Raw genomic sequence first — 14891 nt, forward strand, 5'->3', positions numbered from 1 at the left:
TGTTGGTGGCGGACAGGTTCATGACACTCGGGTGATGGGAGGTTTCCCGTTGAGGGCGCTGTGGCCTCGTTCAGTGTTGTAGAAGGTGAGCCAGTCGGCAAGGGCATCGCGGCGGGCCTGGTTGCTGGTGAAGGGCTGCCGGTAGGCCCACTCGAGCGCGAGGGTCCGGTTGAGGCGCTCTACCTTGCCGTTCTGCCAGGGGCAGTGGGGCTTGATGAACTTCTGCTTCGCGTCCATGGCCTTGACTGCTGCTTTGAAGTCACGGCTGTTGCGGTAGGCGAACGCGTTGTCGGTGATGATGCGCTCGATGCGGGTGATGCCCTGGCTGGCGAAGAACGCTGCGGCGCGGGTGAGGAAGCCTGCGCAGGTCGTGCCCTTCTCGTCGTCGTGGATCTCGACATAGGCCAGCCGGGAACAGTCGTCGACGGCGGCGTGGACATAGTCATAGCCGATCCGTTCCCGCTTGTTCTTGGCGGCGCTGGTGGCGGCACGTCCGTGCAGGCGCCAGCCCCCGCCGTCGGGGATCTTGCCGATCTTCTTCACATCGATGTGGATGAGCTCACCGGGGCGTTGGCGTTCGTAGCGGCGCCTGCTGGCCTGACTGCCGCGGATCACCGCGCCGGTGATCGGGTCAAGGTGCGCCAGGGGCGGCATGTGGTGGCGGCGCAGGATCGCGGTCACGGTCCGGGCGGGAACGTTGGTGGCAGCAGCGATCCGGGCAGGGCCTCGGCGATACTGTGCGCGGTGGGCCAGGACCCGGGCCTCGACGGCTGGGCTGGTGCGCCGTGGCATGGTGTGGGGCCGGCTGGAACGGTCGTGAAGACCTGACTCGCCGTACTGGTCGTAGCGCTTGAGCCAGTGGTGGGCGCATTGGCGTGAGATGCCCATCGCTTTCGCGGCGTGAGCGACAGGCCAACCCTGCACGCGCACACGCTGGACCAGCAACAGTCGCCCGTTGACGTTCAACCGGGCCTTAGGGTGGGACATGAGGACCTCCGTTGTTGAGATGTGACCTTCGACAAGCCACAGCCCAGCGGGGGTCCTCCCTTCACGTCAACCGCACAACTGTCATGAACGTCCCTGCCACCAACACCTAGACACCCCCACCAGCAGCCGTCGTCGGACTCGGGGCTGCCCGGCGTGCCTGCACCGGACGACCACAGTCGCACGACCATACTTGAGCAAGCCTTTCCGTCGACGCCGCGCACCGGCGTCGGACTTCCCCCACCGAAAGGACCCTGCGCGTGGCTCGATCGAAGGCGGTACCCGTCCAGCCCGAAGAGCTCGCCGACCCGGTGCCCAACTCCCAGCGAGTGGCGTTCCGGCGCGGTGTGGGCCTGGTGCTGGCGACCCTGGTGCTGCCCGGGTCCGCCCAACTGCAGGCCGGCAACAAGACCCTGGGCCGGGTGGCGCTGCGGACCTGGCTGGTCGTGGTTGGCCTGCTGTTGCTCACCGGTGTGGTGGCCGTGTTCAGCCGCGGCGCCGTGGTGACGGTGCTGGCCTCGGGCTGGTTCTACAAGGTGCTGCAGCCAGTGCTGATCGTCCTGGGCCTGGGCTGGGCGCTGCTGATCGCCGACGCCTGGCGGCTCGCCCAACCCCTGGCGATGGAACGGCTGCGCCGCCTCGGCTTCGGGCTGGTCAGCCTGCTGCTGGCCCTGGCCGTCGGGTCGGCCGGGTTCAACCTGGGTTCGGCCTCCCACGCGCAGGGTGAGCTGCTCGACACCGTCCTCGGCGGGGGCGGGGACTCCACCCCGAACGCCGGCCGCTACAACGTGCTGATGCTCGGCGCCGACGCCGGCGACGGACGAGTGGGACTGCGCCCCGACACGATCATGGTGGCCTCGGTCAACGAGGTCACCGGGCGCACCGTGATCTTCAGCCTGCCCCGCAACCTGGAGGGCGCGACGTTCCCCGACGGGTCGCCGCTGCAGGAGCTCTATCCCGACGGGTACGAGTGCGAGGACCACAGCTGCATGCTCAACGCCATCTACACCCTCGGCCAGGACAACGCCGAGCTGTACCCCGGCGTGAAGGACCCCGGGCTGCAGGCCATGCGTGAGGTGGTCAGTGAATTGCTGGGCCTGGATATCAACTACACCGTCATGGTCGACCTGATGGGCTTCACCTCCCTGATCGACGCCGTGGGCGGCATCAGGCTCAACGTCGGCAAGCGGGTGCCGATCGGTGGTGGCACCTCGCCGATCACCGGCTGGATCGAGCCCGGCGACAACCAGCACTTGGACGGCTACCACGCGCTGTGGTTCGCGCGCTCCCGGCAGGGGTCGACCGACTACGAACGGATGCTGCGGCAGAAGTGCGTGGTCAATGCCATGCTGAACCAGCTCGACCCGATCACGGTGCTGACCAAGTTCAACGAGATCGCCGGCGCCAGTGGCGAGATTGCCTACACCGACGTGCCCTCGAAGGACGTCAACAAGCTCGCCACCCTGGCCAACAAGACCCGCAAATTGCCGCTCAGTTCGGTCTCGTTCACCCCGCCGCTGATCTTCCCGGGGAACCCGAAGCTCGAGGTCATCCGCGAGACGGTCGCGTCCAAGATTGCCGAGTCCGACGCGCTGGACTCGACCACCACCCCGGCCGGTGACCCGGGCAGCAGCACCCCGGCCACCTCGAGCGCGCCGAGCCCCTCGACGACTCCCAGCGCCACCAGTGCCGGCGAGGCCAGCACGGGTGCCACGCCCACCCAGGAGCCCACCAATGAGGGCACCCCGGCGCCCGAGAGCGAGGACCTTGGCGCGGTCTGCTCCTGAGCCGGCCCGTGGGGGAGTGGATCAGGGGGTGCGTCGCGGCAGGGTCAGGGCTGCCAGCACCAGGGCGAACAGCACCACCCCCGACACGATGCCGATGTCGGCCCACATCCGGGTCGTCGGCTCGTCATTCTCACCGATCTCCTGCAGGGCACGCACCGCATAGGTCAGCGGGAAGAAGTCACTGAGGGTCTGCAGCCAGCCGGCCATCTGGTCACGGGGGACGATCACCCCGGCGGCGAGCAGCTGCGGGAAGACCGTCACCGGCATGAACTGCACCGCCTGGAACTCGGTGCGGGCGAAGGCGCTGGTCAACAGCCCCATCGCGACACCCAGCACGGCGTTCATGATCGCCAGCAGCACCACCCACACCGGCTCACCGGCGGTCTGCAGGTCGAACAACCAGTAGGCCGCCCCCGCGCTGGCCGAACCCTGCACCGCCGCCGCCACCCCGAAGGCCAGTGCGTAGCCGCCCAGCAGGTCGGCCCGGTGCAGGGGAGTGGTCAGCAGGCGTTCCAGGGTGCCGCTGGTGCGTTCGCGCAGCATCGAGATGCCGGTGATCAGGAACATGATGATGTGCGGGAACAGGCCCAGCATGATCAGCCCGATCCGGTTGAAGACCGGCGCCCCGTCGAACAGGGCATAGAGCAGGAACAGCAGCACGATCGGCACCACGATGATCATGGCCACCGAACGCTTGTCGTGGCCGAGCTGCCGCAGGCACCGGGCCGCAGTGGCGAGTACCAGGCGGGGGTTCATGACGCATCCCCCGACCCCTGGGCTCCCGACCACTGGGCTCCCGACCCCGGGGCTTCGGCCCGCTGGATCAGCCGCAGGAAGGACTCCTCCAGGTCATCGGTGCCGGTGTCGGCGCGGATCGCGGCCGGGGTGTCGTCGGCGACCAGCCGACCCTCACGCAGCAGCAACAGCCGCTCACATCGTGCCGCCTCGTCCATCACATGGCTCGAGACCAGCACCGTCGCCCCGCCCCCGGCCAGGGTGGTGAACATCTCCCAGAGTTCCACCCGCAGCACCGGGTCGAGCCCGACGGTGGGTTCGTCCAGCACCAGGATGTCCGGGGAACCGACCAGCGCGCAGGCCAGCGACACCCGGCTGCGCTGGCCACCGGACAGGGTGGTCACCAGTTGGCCGGCCTGCTCGGCCAGGCCCACGTCGGTGATCGCCGCGTCCGCCGCACGGGCACCGACCCCGGCGACCGCGGCGAAGTAGCGGGCGTTCTGCCGCAAAGTCAGGTCGCCGTAGACGCTGGGTGCCTGGGTGACGTAGCCGACCCGGTGGCGCAGGGATCGTGAGCCGGCCGGCTGGCCGAGCACCCGCACCTCACCGCCGTGGACGACCTGCACACCGACGATGGCGCGCATCAGCGTCGACTTCCCACCGCCGGAGGGGCCCAGCAGCCCGGTGACCATGCCGGGGTCGACCCGGCAGCTCAAGGCGTGCAGCACCTCACGGCGCCCCCGGGTGACCCGCAGTTCTCGTACATCGATGGCTGGTTCGGCCACGACCACGTCCTCTCATCGGGATGAGGCTACTGCCCGGTGGGCGCACAGCACCGGGCGCTGTCATCATTGGTCCCATGCAGACCGCCACTCGCCCCCGGATCAACGTCTCGGACCCCGTCAGCGTGATCATGCCGGTGCGCAACGAAGAGGCCCACCTGGCCACCTCCGTGCAGGGGGTGCTGGACCAGAACTACCCCGGCGAACTCGAGATCATCCTGGCCGTGGGCCCGAGCCGCGACCGCACCGCCGAGATCGCCGCCTCCCTGGCCGCCGACAACCCGCACATCCGGGTGATCGACAACCCGAGCGGCACCACCCCCGACGCGCTGAACCTGGCGATTGCCGCCAGCCGCTTCCCGGTGGTCGTCCGTGTCGACGCGCACGGGGAACTCGGCGAGGACTACCTGACCACCGCCGTGCAACTGCTGCACCAGACCGACGCCGCCAATGTCGGCGGCCGGATGGAGGCCCGGGGCCGCACCAGCTTCGAGAAGGCGGTCGCGCTGGCCTACAACTCCCGGCTCGGGTTGGGCGGCGGCGGGTTCCACCTGGCCGACACCCCACAGGGCCCGGCCGAGACCGTCTTCCTCGGCTGCTTCCGCCGCGACTCGCTGATCAGCGCCGGCGGCTACGACCCCGACATGATCCGCGCCCAGGACTGGGAGCTGAACCTGCGGTTGCGCCAGGCCGGCGAGAAGGTCATCTACTCACCCCTGCTGCGGGTCACCTACCGCCCACGCAGCTCGGTCCGGGCGCTGGCCCGCCAGTTCTTCCAGACCGGCAAGTGGCGCCGCGAGGTCATCCGGCGCCACCCCGCGACCGCCTCGGCGCGCTACCTCGCCCCGCCGCTGGCCCTGTCCGGCATCGTCGCGGGCACCGCCGTCGCGCTGGCCCCACGCCTGCCGGTCTGGCTGCGGGCCACCGGGGCGCTCGCCCCGCTGGGCTACGCGGCGCTGGTCACCATCGGCAGCCAGGTGGGCCTCGAGGGCGCCGACGAGGTGCCGGTCGAGCGCCGCAGCCGTGCCTGGTTGCCGCTGGTACTGGCGGTCATGCACCTGAGCTGGGGGGCCGGTTTCCTGCGCGGTCTCGACCCGGACGAACGAGTCCGCGACGACGCCGCCCCACGCCCGCGCCGCTAGCCGAGCGCGGCCTTCTCCGCGGCGGCGATCCGCTGCACCCGCTCGGCGCCCGCTGTGCTCCCGGTCCCGCTCCCGGCCGCCGTCTCGACGATGACCGCCGACCCGTGGCCCAGCAGCGGGCCCAGCAGGGCCTGCCGCAGCACGGCCAGCGCGTCCGGCTCCGGGCCGACGTCGACGAGCACGCGGCCGGTGACCGGTTCCACCCCGGCCAGCAGGTCGCCGTGGGTCAGTGTCGCCGTGGCGTCCTGCCAGGCCACGTCGTCGCTGTCGGGCCGCTGCGCGGGGGTGTGGAGGTCGGGCTGGCCGAGCACGTCGTGGTAGTCGAGCATGCCCGGGGCGAGCGCCTCGAAGCCGAGCCCCAGGGGGTGCAGCGAACAGGCGATGGTGTCGACACCGGGCACGGGGCGGGGAGCCCGGGGCCCGACCACCGCCAGGTCGACCGCCGCCGACTGGCTCGCCCCGAGGGCACGCAGTTCACCCCCGCACGACCAGACCGCGGCCGCCCACACCAGGCTGGCCCAGTGCCCGGGGCGCTCCAGCAGCAGCGGGGCGGCCACCACCGGGGCGTCCGCCCAGCCCAGGTCGTCGACCAGGTTGATGGTCTTGTCGACCCAGTTCGAGAACGTGGCCGCGCTCAGCTCGACCCGCTCGTCCGCCGGCCCGTACCAGACCACCAACGGACGACCCGGGTCGTCCTTGAGGCGCTGCTCGAGCCAGTGGCCGACACTGGCCGGTGGGCGGGACGAGGGGGAGGGCGCGCGCAATTGCATGCCCACAGACTAGGTGGGCGCTAGTGTCATGGCCATGCGCTACGTGCTGATCATGGCCGGTGGCTCGGGCAAGCGGCTGTGGCCGCTGTCGCGCCAGGGTGAACCCAAACAGTTGCTGAGGCTGATCGAGGGCAAGAGCCTGCTGCGGATCGCCTATGAACGGGTGCAGGGCTACGTGCCCGACCAGAACATCATCATCTGCACCGGCGCCGCCTACGCCGACACCGTCGCCGCGCAGCTGCCGGAGATCCCCGCAGAGAACCTGCTGGGCGAACCCGAGGGGCGTGACTCGCTGAACGCGGTCGCCTGGACGGCGGCCGTGATCGCCCGGCGCGACCCCGAGGCCGTGATGGCCGTGCTGACCGCCGACCACATCATGGACGAGGTCGACGTGTTCCAGGCTCGGCTGGACGAGGGGTTCGCGCTGGCCGAAGCCCGCGCCGACGCCTTCGTCACCTTCGGGGTGGTGCCGACCAGCCCGCAGACCGGCTTCGGCTACCTGCACCGCGGCGCGCCCGTCGACGGGTTCGACCACGCCTTCGAGGTGCAGGAGTTCAAGGAGAAGCCCGACGTGGCCACCGCCGAGGCCTACCTGGCCACCGGTGAGTACTGGTGGAACTCGGGCATGTTCGTCTGGCGCGCGGCCACCCTGCTGCAGACCCTGGCCACCCTGCAGCCCACCACCCACGCCCTGGTCAGTGAACTGGCCGCCCACCCCGACCGGCTCGCCTCGATCTTTCCGCGACTGCCCAAGATCTCGGTGGACTACGCCGTGATGGAACCGGTCAGCGCCGGCTCGGCGGCCGGGCAGGTCGTCGCAGTCGAACTGCCGATCCGCTGGCACGATGTCGGGTCGTTCCTGGCCCTGGCCGGGCAACTCGATCACGACGCCGACGGCAACGCCGCCACCGGGGCCACCGTCAGCCTCGATGCGGCCAACAACCTGCTGATCAACCGGGGCGGACCCGACCACGTGCTCGCCGTGGCAGACATCGAGAACATGGCGGTGATCACCACCCCCCACGCCACCCTGGTGATCCCCCTCGACCAGTCCGAGCGTGTCAAGGACCTGGTCGCCCGCGTGGTCGCCGACCATGGGGAACGTCACGGCTGACCCACAGGACCCCTAAAGTGGCCCCCGACCAATGAGGAGAGAACATGGACTTGTTCCACAAGAATCGTGAGTTGGTGGCCTGGGCTGCCATCGGCGCGGTGGCACTGGTGATGCTGGGTGCCTTCGTCGAGATCGCCTACCTGAATGACAGCTGGCCGGGCGACACCAACCGGCCCCTGTCGAACGTGGCCCGCCTGGTCGCCGGCCGGTTCGCCCCGCTCGTGCTGCTGGTCGTGGCCGCGCTGGCCAACTGGTTCGTCGCCCACTGGCGCGAACCGTCCAAGAACGCCGCGCTGTTGTCCCTGATCGGGCTGTGCGTGACCGGTGCCGGCGGCCTGCTGTTCGCGGTCTTCACCCTGATCGGGTGGGGCGGTGACGAGTCCAACGGGCTGCGCATCTTCAGCTCGCTGCTGACCCTGGTCGCCAACCTGATCGTTGTGGGCCTGGTCGCGGGCTACTTCTTCATCACCTGGAAGCAGGTCTCGCCGGCCCCGGCCACCCCCTACGGGCAGCCGGGGCAGCAGTTCGGTGGCCAGCCCGGCCAGCCGGGCCTGCCGCCGCAGCAGGCCCAGCCCGGGGCCCAGCAGCAGCCGACCTGGCAGCCGCACGAGGCCTCCGGTGGGGCCTGGAACCGCGCCGGTGACGCGGCCACCGGGGCCGGGGCGAGCACTTGGGGTGTCCCGGGGCAGCAGTCCCAGGGCTGGCAGCCCAGCGCCTCACCGCAGCCCAGCGCCGCTGAGCCGCAGCCCTCGGCCAGCCCGTGGGGCCAGCCCGAGCAGCCTGCACCCCAGCAGTCGGCGCCCCAGCAGAACGAGTGGAACGGCGGTTCCGCGTGGGCCCCGGCCAGCCAGCCGTCGGCCGAGAACACCGCTGAGGAGGGCACCGTGCTGCGTCCGAACCCCAACCCCGGCGCCCAGAACCCCGGCCAGCAATGGTCGGGGGAGCAGAACCAGGGCCAGCAGTGGCCCGGCCAGAACCACTGACCACCGGACCCGGTTCCTGATCGGCGAGGCGACCAGCACCTGCTGGTCGCCTCGCTGCGTCCTGCCCGACGGTTCCAACTCCGGCCCGGTCAGGCCCGGACGATGTCGCCGTTGCGCGGCAGCGTGCCGCCGAAGGTGGTCTCCACCGCCTCGGCGCGGGCGATGTCGACCCGGTCAAGCGCCTGCAGGTGCACGTGCGGCTCGGTGCTGTTGCCCGTGTTGCCGCACTCGGCGACCACGTCCCCGAGCCGCACGGGTTGCCCACACGCACCCGGCTGGCCGGGCTGTTGCGCACCAGCCAGGCCCCGACGAACGGGTAGGCCAGGTCGAGCGGGTCGTTCGCGGCGGTGCGCACCACCCCAGCCTAGGCCGCGGACCCGGCGGAACCGGGCGACCAAGGTGAACCCGGCCGCGGGCAGCCCCCATCGTCCGGGGCACCTGACCGGCGCGGGCGCTGGCCAGTAACCTGTCACGCAAACCCACCGGACGGGAAGGGGCCAGCCATGCTGCTGACGGTGCTGTACGTGATCGGCATCACCGCCGAGGCGATGACCGGTGCCCTGGCGGCCGGCCGGGAGAAGATGGACCTGTTCGGGGTGATCATCATCGCCACCGTCACCGCCATCGGCGGCGGGTCACTGCGCGACATGCTGCTGGGCCACTACCCGTTGACCTGGGTGCGCCAACCGCTCTACCTGGTGCTGGTGGTGGTGGCGGCGGTGCTGACCGTCTCCATCGCCTCGCTGATGCGCTACTTCCGCTCCCTGTTCCTGGCGCTGGATGCGGTGGGGCTGGTGGTCTTCTCGATCCTCGGCGCCAAGATCGCCCGCGAGATGGAACTGGGGCTGGTGATCGCCTGCGTGGCCGCGATCACCACCGGTGTCTTCGGCGGGGTGATGCGTGACCTGTTGTGCAACCGGGTGCCGCTGGTCTTCCGCAAGGAGCTCTACGCCAGCGTCTCGCTGGCCGCGACCCTGCTCTACATCGGGTTGCACGCCGTGGGGCTGCCCGACCTGCCCGCGGTGGTCATCACCCTGGTGGCCGGGTTCACGATGCGTATGCTCGCCGTCCACCACCGGCTCAGCCTGCCCGTCTTCGACTACCAGGAGGTCGAGAACAAGCCGATCGCCGCGCGCCCCCCGCACCCGTGGAGCCGGCGGTTCTCGTCCAATTCGGACGACTGACCCTGCCGGTAGCCCCCGAAGTCGCCACCAATCCGACGACACGCCGTTATCTCTGAAACTTTCCTGTCCCAGCTTGACCGCGGGGAATCACATCCGTGTAACTTGGAGGCCACAGCCGGGTCGAGAGGACAAAGATGAACGAGATCCTGACGGTATTCTCCACCGCCGACGACGGCGTCCTCGCGTGGCAGGAGCAGGCGCTGTGTGCACAGACCGACCCCGAGGCCTTCTTCCCCGAGAAGGGTGGCTCCACCCGGGAGGCCAAGAAGGTCTGCGAGACCTGCACCGTCAAGCGGGAATGCCTGGAGTACGCACTGGCCAATGACGAGCGCTTCGGCATCTGGGGAGGTCTCTCGGAGCGTGAGCGTCGCCGCCTGCGCAAGCGGGCCTGACCCACGTTGGTTGTCAGGCAGGGCCCCATCACCGAAGATGGGTGCCTGACCCCAATCGGCACCACACCGCCGGACAAGGATGGCCTGTGACTTCTGGACCCGAGAACGGCGATTCCCAGGACCTCTGGGCGTGGGCGCGGGACCCGGATGACCAGCCGGACACCTCGCAGCACACCAGGGCCCGGGAACAGGACTGGGCGTGGGCGCACAAACCCGACCCGGACCGCATCCCCGACATCCCCGCCGCCGAGGTCGCGGCCATCATGGTGGTCCACCAGGCCGCTGACTGGCTGGAACGGACCCTGCGCGCGCTGGCCGGGTTGGAGTCACGCCCCGGCGCACTGGTCGCCGTGGACACCGGGTCGAGTGACCGGTCGGCCATGCTGCTCGACGACGCGGTCGAACAGGGCATCATCGACCGGGTCGTGAGGGCCGGGACGGTGCCGGGCTTCGGGGCCGCGGTCGAGCAGGGGATCGCCACCCTCGAGGGTGACCTGACCTGGCTGTGGCTGCTCCACGACGACACCGAACCGCAGCCCCGCGCCCTGGAGGAACTGCTGCTGCGCGCCTCGGCCGACGACGAGCCGGTCGTCCTGTTCCCCAAGCTGCTGCAGCCGCGCCGCCGCAACCACCCCGACCAGTTGGCCGAGGTCGGCTCGTCCATCACCAGCGGCGCCAGCCGGCACCTGGACGTCGCCCCGGGTGAGATCGACCAGAACCAGTCCGACTCAACGGTGGTGCTGGGCGGCTCCACCGCCGCCATGCTCGTCCGCCGCGACGTGTGGGACCAGCTCGGTGGCCTCGATGCGAACCTGCCGCTGTTCCGCGACGGGCTCGACTTCGGGTGGCGCGCCAATGCCGCCGGCCACCGGGTGGTCACCGCCCCTGACGCCGCCGTGCACCACCGGCAGGAGGGTCGCTTCGGTGAACGCTCGTCGGACCTGGTGGGCGATGCCGCGACCACCGACCGGCTGCTCGGCATGCGGGTGCTCGCCGCCCATTCGGCCAACCCCGGCCGCACCATCGCGCGGATGCGCGGACGATCGGTCGCGCGGGGGGTGGGCTACCTGCTCGGGAAGGCCCCCGGTGAGGCGATGGCCGAGTTCCGCGCCGCCGCCCGCGTCGGGGCCGACCGCGCGCTGATCCAGGAGATGAGCACCAGCCGCCACCAGCCGCAGGTCGACACCGCCGCGCTGAGGCCCGGGCCGCTGCAGGTCTGGCGTTCCCGGCTCGACCGGCTCACCCACACGGCCGGTGAATGGCGCGAACGTGATGACGACGACTCTGACACTAGCCTGGACGACCTGACCGGCGACGACTTCGCCGGTGGTCGCCGCCGCGCCCGGCTGGTCACCCCGGGTCGGTTGTTCGCCGCGCTGGTCGTGGTCGGCTTCCTGATCGCCTGGCGCGGCATGTTCGGACGCGGCCAGCTGGTCTCGTTGCGGCTCATGCCCGCCCCCGACAGCCTGTCCGGGGCCTGGGCGGCCTGGCTGCAGCCCACCGCCGGCCAGGCCGGCGCCAACCCCGGCTGGCTCGGGCTGACCGCACTCGGGTCGACCCTGGCCGGCGGCAGCCCCGAGGTCTTCGCCCGGCTGCTGGTGCTGGGCGCACCCGTGCTGGGAGCCTTCTTCGCACACCGGCTGGCCAAACGCATCGTCGGCCGCGGGTGGGTCGCGGCCGCCTTCGCCTCGGTCTGGCCGGCGCTGGCGATCCTGTCCGGCACCACCTTCCGCGGCTCGATCTCGGGGGCGCTGCTGGTCATCCTGCTGCCGCTGGTCGGACTGGCCGGCCTGCGCTGGTTCACCCAGGATGACGAGGGGGTGCGTCCCGGCGACCACCTGCGGGCACCGGCCAGCCTCGCCCTGTGGCTCGGCCTGGCTGCCCAGGGCGCCCCGGCGGCGGCCCTAGTCGGGCTGGGTGCGGCGATCGCCTGGTGGGTCGTCCACCGCAGGTTCACTGCCGGGCTGCTGGTCGCTGCCCTCGGCCCGATGGTGATGCTGCTGCCTTGGGCCCCGCGCCTGGTCCAGCACCCCGGTCGGCTGCTGACCGGCACCGACCCGACCAGCCTGCTGCCCGGTGACGTCGCCCCGGCCTGGCATGTGCTGCTCGGCCGGGCAGCCGTCGACGGGCTGCCCCCGATGTGGGTCTCCGCGCTGGCCCTGGCCGGGATGGCCGCGGTGACCCTGCTGGCGGTGCTGCTCGGGCGACGTCGGCTCAGTGTCTCGGTGGTGCTCGGGTTCATGGCCTCGGCCTGCGCGTGCCTGGTGCTGGCGGCCGTCGGCACCCGACTGCTGGTCACCATCGACGGCCAGCAGGTGCGCCCCGCCCTCGACGTGTGGTTGCTGATCGCCGGCGGGCTGGTGCTGTGCATGTGCCTGAGCGCCATGCGCCCCAAGCGCCGGCCGGTCGGCCAGCACGCCGAAGAACCCATGACCACCGGCAGCCTGGCTGCCACCCTCGCCGCCGCCCTGGTCGGCATCCTCGGCGTCGCCACCGCCGTCGGCGGGCAGGGCAACTCCCCGCTGCGCGTCGAACCCAACCCGCTGCCGGCCTATGTCGCCGACGTGCAGCAGTCCAGCCGCGCGACCCGCACGCTGGTCGTGCAGGTCGACAACGGCGCCCACCAGTGGATGCTCACCAGCCGCACCACCCCCGGCTGGGGTGCCGGCGAGGCCTTCCCGGTGCTGGCCAGCGCCGAGCAGTCCGACCGGGTCGCCGCACTGGCGGCACGCATCGCCAACGGCACCCCCGGCGACGACCTGGCCCAACGACTGGCCGAACTCGGCATCGCCCATGTCGTCGCCCGAGGCGCCGAGGCCGGGATCATCCAGGGCGTCTCCAACGCCCCCGGGCTGACCGCCGCCCAACTGGACGACGGCACCACCGTGTGGACCGTCGAGGGCCTGGTCAGCCGCGCCGCCACGGTGGGGGAGTCCGGCGAACTGACCTCGCTGCCCTCGGCCGAGGTCAGCGCCCCCGGCGTCGTCCGGGTCGCCGAGCTGCCCGACGAGCGCTGGGTCGTCACCGTCGGCGGGCAGCAGGTGCCGGTGGTCGCCGACCCGTCCGGGTTCGGGGTCCGCGCCGAGGTGAACGGCCCCACCGGCCCGCTCACCTGGGCGACCACCCCGAGCTGGCTCGCCGTGGTCGCGCACCTGGTCATCATCGGGCTGCTCGTCGTGCTGGCCGCCCCGACCGCCCGCAGGCCCGGGGCGCGCCCACCGACCCGCAGCCTGGAGACCCCGAGGAGGAGCCTGTGACCAGCACACCTCGCCGCCGGGCCCACAGCCTGCTGGCCGTCGTCGTCCCGGCCCTGGTCGCCGGCCTGTTGATCGTGGCCGCCAGTTTCGTGCCCGCCCAGCAGCCCACGGCGCGGGTGGTCGACGCCGGGCCCACGGTGCAGACCCGCGCCTGCGCCTTCACCGGCGCCCCCGGCGCACTGGTCGCCTCCGGCGCCGAGGTCGAAACCACCCTGCTCGACGGGCAGGTGATCGACGACCCGAGCGTCAACGGCGCGGTGACCGGGTCGGTGGTGCTGCGGGCGGCGGGCGAACAGCCGCTGACCGCCGGTGTACGCAGCCAGTCCAGCGCCGGGCTGATGTGGGCCGAGTGCCGCCCGCCCGCCACCACGGGGTCCCTGCTGCTGCCCGACCCCGCCACCGCCGAGGTGGTGCTGGTCAACCCCGACCGCACCGATGCCGGGGTCAACATCACCCTCAGTGGCGCCACCGGACAGATCCAGTCACCGGGCCTGCGCGGCATCGTGGTGCCCGCTGGTTCGATGGTGCGGGTGCCGATCTCGGTGCACGCCCCGGCCGGGGCACCGGTCACCGCGACCTACCAGGCCAGCCAGGGCCGGGTGCAGGCGGCAGTGCGCAGCCTGACCACCGCCCCCGAACAGGCGGTGGCGACCGCCCCCAAGCGGGTGGCGGTCTTCGCGGCCGTGCCGACCCGGCCCACCGGCGCCCGGCTGCTGCTGCACAACCCGGGCGGCGAACGGGCCGAGGTCACCATCGAACTGCTCGGCCCCCGCGGCCGGTTCGCCCCCGCGAACGGCACCGCCTCCCTGGCCCCGCACACGACGGTCGCGATCGACCTGGGTGCGGCCTTCACCGAACGGGACATGGGCCTGGTGGTGACCGGGTCGTCGGAGGTGTTGAGCATGCTCACCACCCAGGGCGCCAACGACATCGCCTGGATGCTGCCCGACGAGGCGGCCACCGACCTGATGGACGCGGTGCCCGAGGGCACCCTGCAAGTGGTCAACCCGTCACCGGACGAAGCGAGCGTGACCATGGTGCAGGTGCACCCCGACGGCACCGCCGACGCGCCGCAGACCCTCACCATTCCCGCCGGGGCCAGCGGGCAGTTCCCGGTGGTCGCCGGCCAGGTGAGGATCACCTCCACCGCCCCGATCGCGGCAGCGGTGCGGGTGGCCGGCACCGGCCAGGCGGTCAGCCGGGTGCGCCCACCGGCGGGTGTGGTCGTGCCCCAACCCGGCACGATGGACCCGCAACTGGCCCAGTAGGGCCCGGGGTTACACCTCAGTCGTCGTCCTCGTCGACCATCGGGTCGATCTCGTCGACCGAGCGGCCGGTCAGCGCGGCCAACTGCTCGACCAGGGTGCGGTGGACCAGGATCCGCAACCCGCGGCGGGTGGCTGAACGATGCTCGAGGGGGCGCCGGTACATCACGATCCGGGCCGGGAAACCGGCGGTGGCGCCGGTGGCCGCGGCCAGCGGCACGTGCCCGCTGGTCGAGTGGGAACCCGGCACGTCCTCGACGCCGATGTCGACCCCGACCAGCGCCTCCGGGCACGACTGCTGGACCCGGTCGATGGCATCGGAGACTGCGTCGAGGAAGGTCTCGCTGCGGGTGGAGGCGCTGGGGATGCGACGCGGCGGCCCGTAGGGAGAAAGGCCGGCGATGGGACCGCGGAGGCCCCGGCCATGTCGATCGCGTCTGCTCACCATGGGCACACCCTAATGCTGATCCGGCGCTGGCTGCTGATCTGGAACCGG

Annotated in this window: 14 protein-coding genes; 8 read left to right on the plus strand and 6 right to left on the minus strand. The window is 71.6% G+C overall.

All coding sequences use genetic code 11. The annotated features are described in order from the left end of the window. Positions 1–18: 18 nt before the first annotated feature. A complete protein-coding gene (locus ACQE3C_RS04115; RefSeq protein ID WP_259808974.1) occupies positions 19–987 on the minus strand; it encodes an IS481 family transposase in 969 nt (322 codons plus the stop codon). Between the two features lie 257 nt (positions 988–1244). On the opposite strand from ACQE3C_RS04115, the gene ACQE3C_RS04120 reads away from it, so the two are divergent. Then, the gene (locus ACQE3C_RS04120) at positions 1245–2771 is read left to right on the plus strand and encodes an LCP family glycopolymer transferase (protein ID WP_434537945.1); all 1527 of its coding nucleotides are present in this window, start codon (positions 1245–1247) and stop codon (positions 2769–2771) included. A 21-nt stretch (positions 2772–2792) separates the two neighbouring features. Here ACQE3C_RS04120 and ACQE3C_RS04125 read toward each other — a convergent pair whose 3' ends face one another. Together ACQE3C_RS04125 and ACQE3C_RS04130 are read right to left on the minus strand one after the other, a co-directional pair. Continuing rightward, positions 2793–3527 carry an ABC transporter permease gene (locus ACQE3C_RS04125; RefSeq protein ID WP_434537946.1) on the minus strand — a complete coding sequence of 245 codons (735 nt, stop codon included), beginning with the start codon at positions 3525–3527 and terminating at the stop codon, positions 2793–2795. Next, positions 3524–4291, minus strand: coding sequence for an ABC transporter ATP-binding protein (locus ACQE3C_RS04130; protein ID WP_434537947.1), 768 nt, complete (start codon positions 4289–4291; stop codon positions 3524–3526). The genes ACQE3C_RS04125 and ACQE3C_RS04130 overlap by 4 nt, the downstream gene beginning before the upstream one ends. 74 nt (positions 4292–4365) lie before the next feature. On the opposite strand from ACQE3C_RS04130, the gene ACQE3C_RS04135 reads away from it, so the two are divergent. Continuing rightward, entirely contained in the window at positions 4366–5430 is a 1065-nt protein-coding gene (locus ACQE3C_RS04135) for a glycosyltransferase family 2 protein (protein ID WP_434537948.1), read from the plus strand. Here the strand turns inward: ACQE3C_RS04135 and ACQE3C_RS04140 are convergent. After that, positions 5427–6200, minus strand: coding sequence for a TIGR03089 family protein (locus ACQE3C_RS04140; protein WP_434537949.1), 774 nt, complete (start codon positions 6198–6200; stop codon positions 5427–5429). The two genes, ACQE3C_RS04135 and ACQE3C_RS04140, sit on opposite strands and share 4 nt — an antisense overlap. Positions 6201–6234: 34 nt before the next feature. Between ACQE3C_RS04140 and ACQE3C_RS04145 the strand changes: the two genes are divergently transcribed. Continuing rightward, positions 6235–7314 carry a mannose-1-phosphate guanylyltransferase gene (locus ACQE3C_RS04145; protein ID WP_434537950.1) on the plus strand — a complete coding sequence of 360 codons (1080 nt, stop codon included), beginning with the start codon at positions 6235–6237 and terminating at the stop codon, positions 7312–7314. A gap of 44 nt (positions 7315–7358) precedes the next feature. Beyond that, a complete protein-coding gene (locus ACQE3C_RS04150; RefSeq protein WP_434537951.1) occupies positions 7359–8297 on the plus strand; it encodes a hypothetical protein in 939 nt (312 codons plus the stop codon). Positions 8298–8386: 89 nt separating this feature from the next. Here the strand turns inward: ACQE3C_RS04150 and ACQE3C_RS04155 are convergent, their stop codons facing one another. Next, positions 8387–8551, minus strand: a complete 165-nt coding sequence (locus ACQE3C_RS04155) for a hypothetical protein (RefSeq protein WP_434537952.1) — start codon at positions 8549–8551, stop codon at positions 8387–8389. 249 nt (positions 8552–8800) lie between these two features. On the opposite strand from ACQE3C_RS04155, the gene ACQE3C_RS04160 reads away from it, so the two are divergent. The 4 genes from ACQE3C_RS04160 to ACQE3C_RS04175 all read left to right on the plus strand — a co-directional run bounded on the left by ACQE3C_RS04160 (position 8801) and on the right by ACQE3C_RS04175 (position 14398). After that, positions 8801–9481 (plus strand): trimeric intracellular cation channel family protein, encoded by a 681-nt coding sequence (locus tag ACQE3C_RS04160; protein WP_434537953.1) that lies wholly within the window; start codon positions 8801–8803, stop codon positions 9479–9481. A gap of 134 nt (positions 9482–9615) precedes the next feature. Beyond that, positions 9616–9873, plus strand: coding sequence for a WhiB family transcriptional regulator (locus tag ACQE3C_RS04165; RefSeq protein ID WP_434537954.1), 258 nt, complete (start codon positions 9616–9618; stop codon positions 9871–9873). A gap of 86 nt (positions 9874–9959) precedes the next feature. Beyond that, positions 9960–13130 (plus strand): glycosyltransferase family 2 protein, encoded by a 3171-nt coding sequence (locus tag ACQE3C_RS04170; RefSeq protein WP_434537955.1) that lies wholly within the window; start codon positions 9960–9962, stop codon positions 13128–13130. Then, on the plus strand, positions 13127–14398 hold the full coding sequence (locus tag ACQE3C_RS04175) for a DUF5719 family protein (RefSeq protein ID WP_434537956.1): 1272 nt from the start codon (positions 13127–13129) through the stop codon (positions 14396–14398). Before ACQE3C_RS04170 ends, ACQE3C_RS04175 begins: the two co-directional genes overlap by 4 nt. 16 nt (positions 14399–14414) lie before the next feature. Here ACQE3C_RS04175 and ACQE3C_RS04180 read toward each other — a convergent pair whose 3' ends face one another. Next, a complete protein-coding gene (locus tag ACQE3C_RS04180; protein WP_434537957.1) occupies positions 14415–14843 on the minus strand; it encodes a metallopeptidase family protein in 429 nt (142 codons plus the stop codon). Between the last annotated feature and the right edge of the window lie 48 nt (positions 14844–14891).

Origin of the sequence: Aestuariimicrobium sp. Y1814 (assembly GCF_050113895.1) — a bacterium.
Classification (GTDB): Bacteria; Actinomycetota; Actinomycetes; order Propionibacteriales; family Propionibacteriaceae; genus Aestuariimicrobium.

Excerpts from the sequence above, each read along its gene's own strand:
- ACQE3C_RS04145 (WP_434537950.1), top strand. The coding sequence starts at position 6,235 with ATGCGCTACGTGCTGATCATGGCCGGTGGCTCGGGCAAGCGGCTGTGG.
- ACQE3C_RS04115 (WP_259808974.1), bottom strand. The coding sequence starts at position 987 with ATGTCCCACCCTAAGGCCCGGTTGAACGTCAACGGGCGACTGTTGCTG.
- ACQE3C_RS04150 (WP_434537951.1), top strand. The coding sequence starts at position 7,359 with ATGGACTTGTTCCACAAGAATCGTGAGTTGGTGGCCTGGGCTGCCATC.
- ACQE3C_RS04160 (WP_434537953.1), top strand. The coding sequence starts at position 8,801 with ATGCTGCTGACGGTGCTGTACGTGATCGGCATCACCGCCGAGGCGATG.
- ACQE3C_RS04140 (WP_434537949.1), bottom strand. The coding sequence starts at position 6,200 with ATGCAATTGCGCGCGCCCTCCCCCTCGTCCCGCCCACCGGCCAGTGTC.
- ACQE3C_RS04165 (WP_434537954.1), top strand. The coding sequence starts at position 9,616 with ATGAACGAGATCCTGACGGTATTCTCCACCGCCGACGACGGCGTCCTC.
- ACQE3C_RS04135 (WP_434537948.1), top strand. The coding sequence starts at position 4,366 with ATGCAGACCGCCACTCGCCCCCGGATCAACGTCTCGGACCCCGTCAGC.
- ACQE3C_RS04180 (WP_434537957.1), bottom strand. The coding sequence starts at position 14,843 with ATGGTGAGCAGACGCGATCGACATGGCCGGGGCCTCCGCGGTCCCATC.
- ACQE3C_RS04125 (WP_434537946.1), bottom strand. The coding sequence starts at position 3,527 with ATGAACCCCCGCCTGGTACTCGCCACTGCGGCCCGGTGCCTGCGGCAG.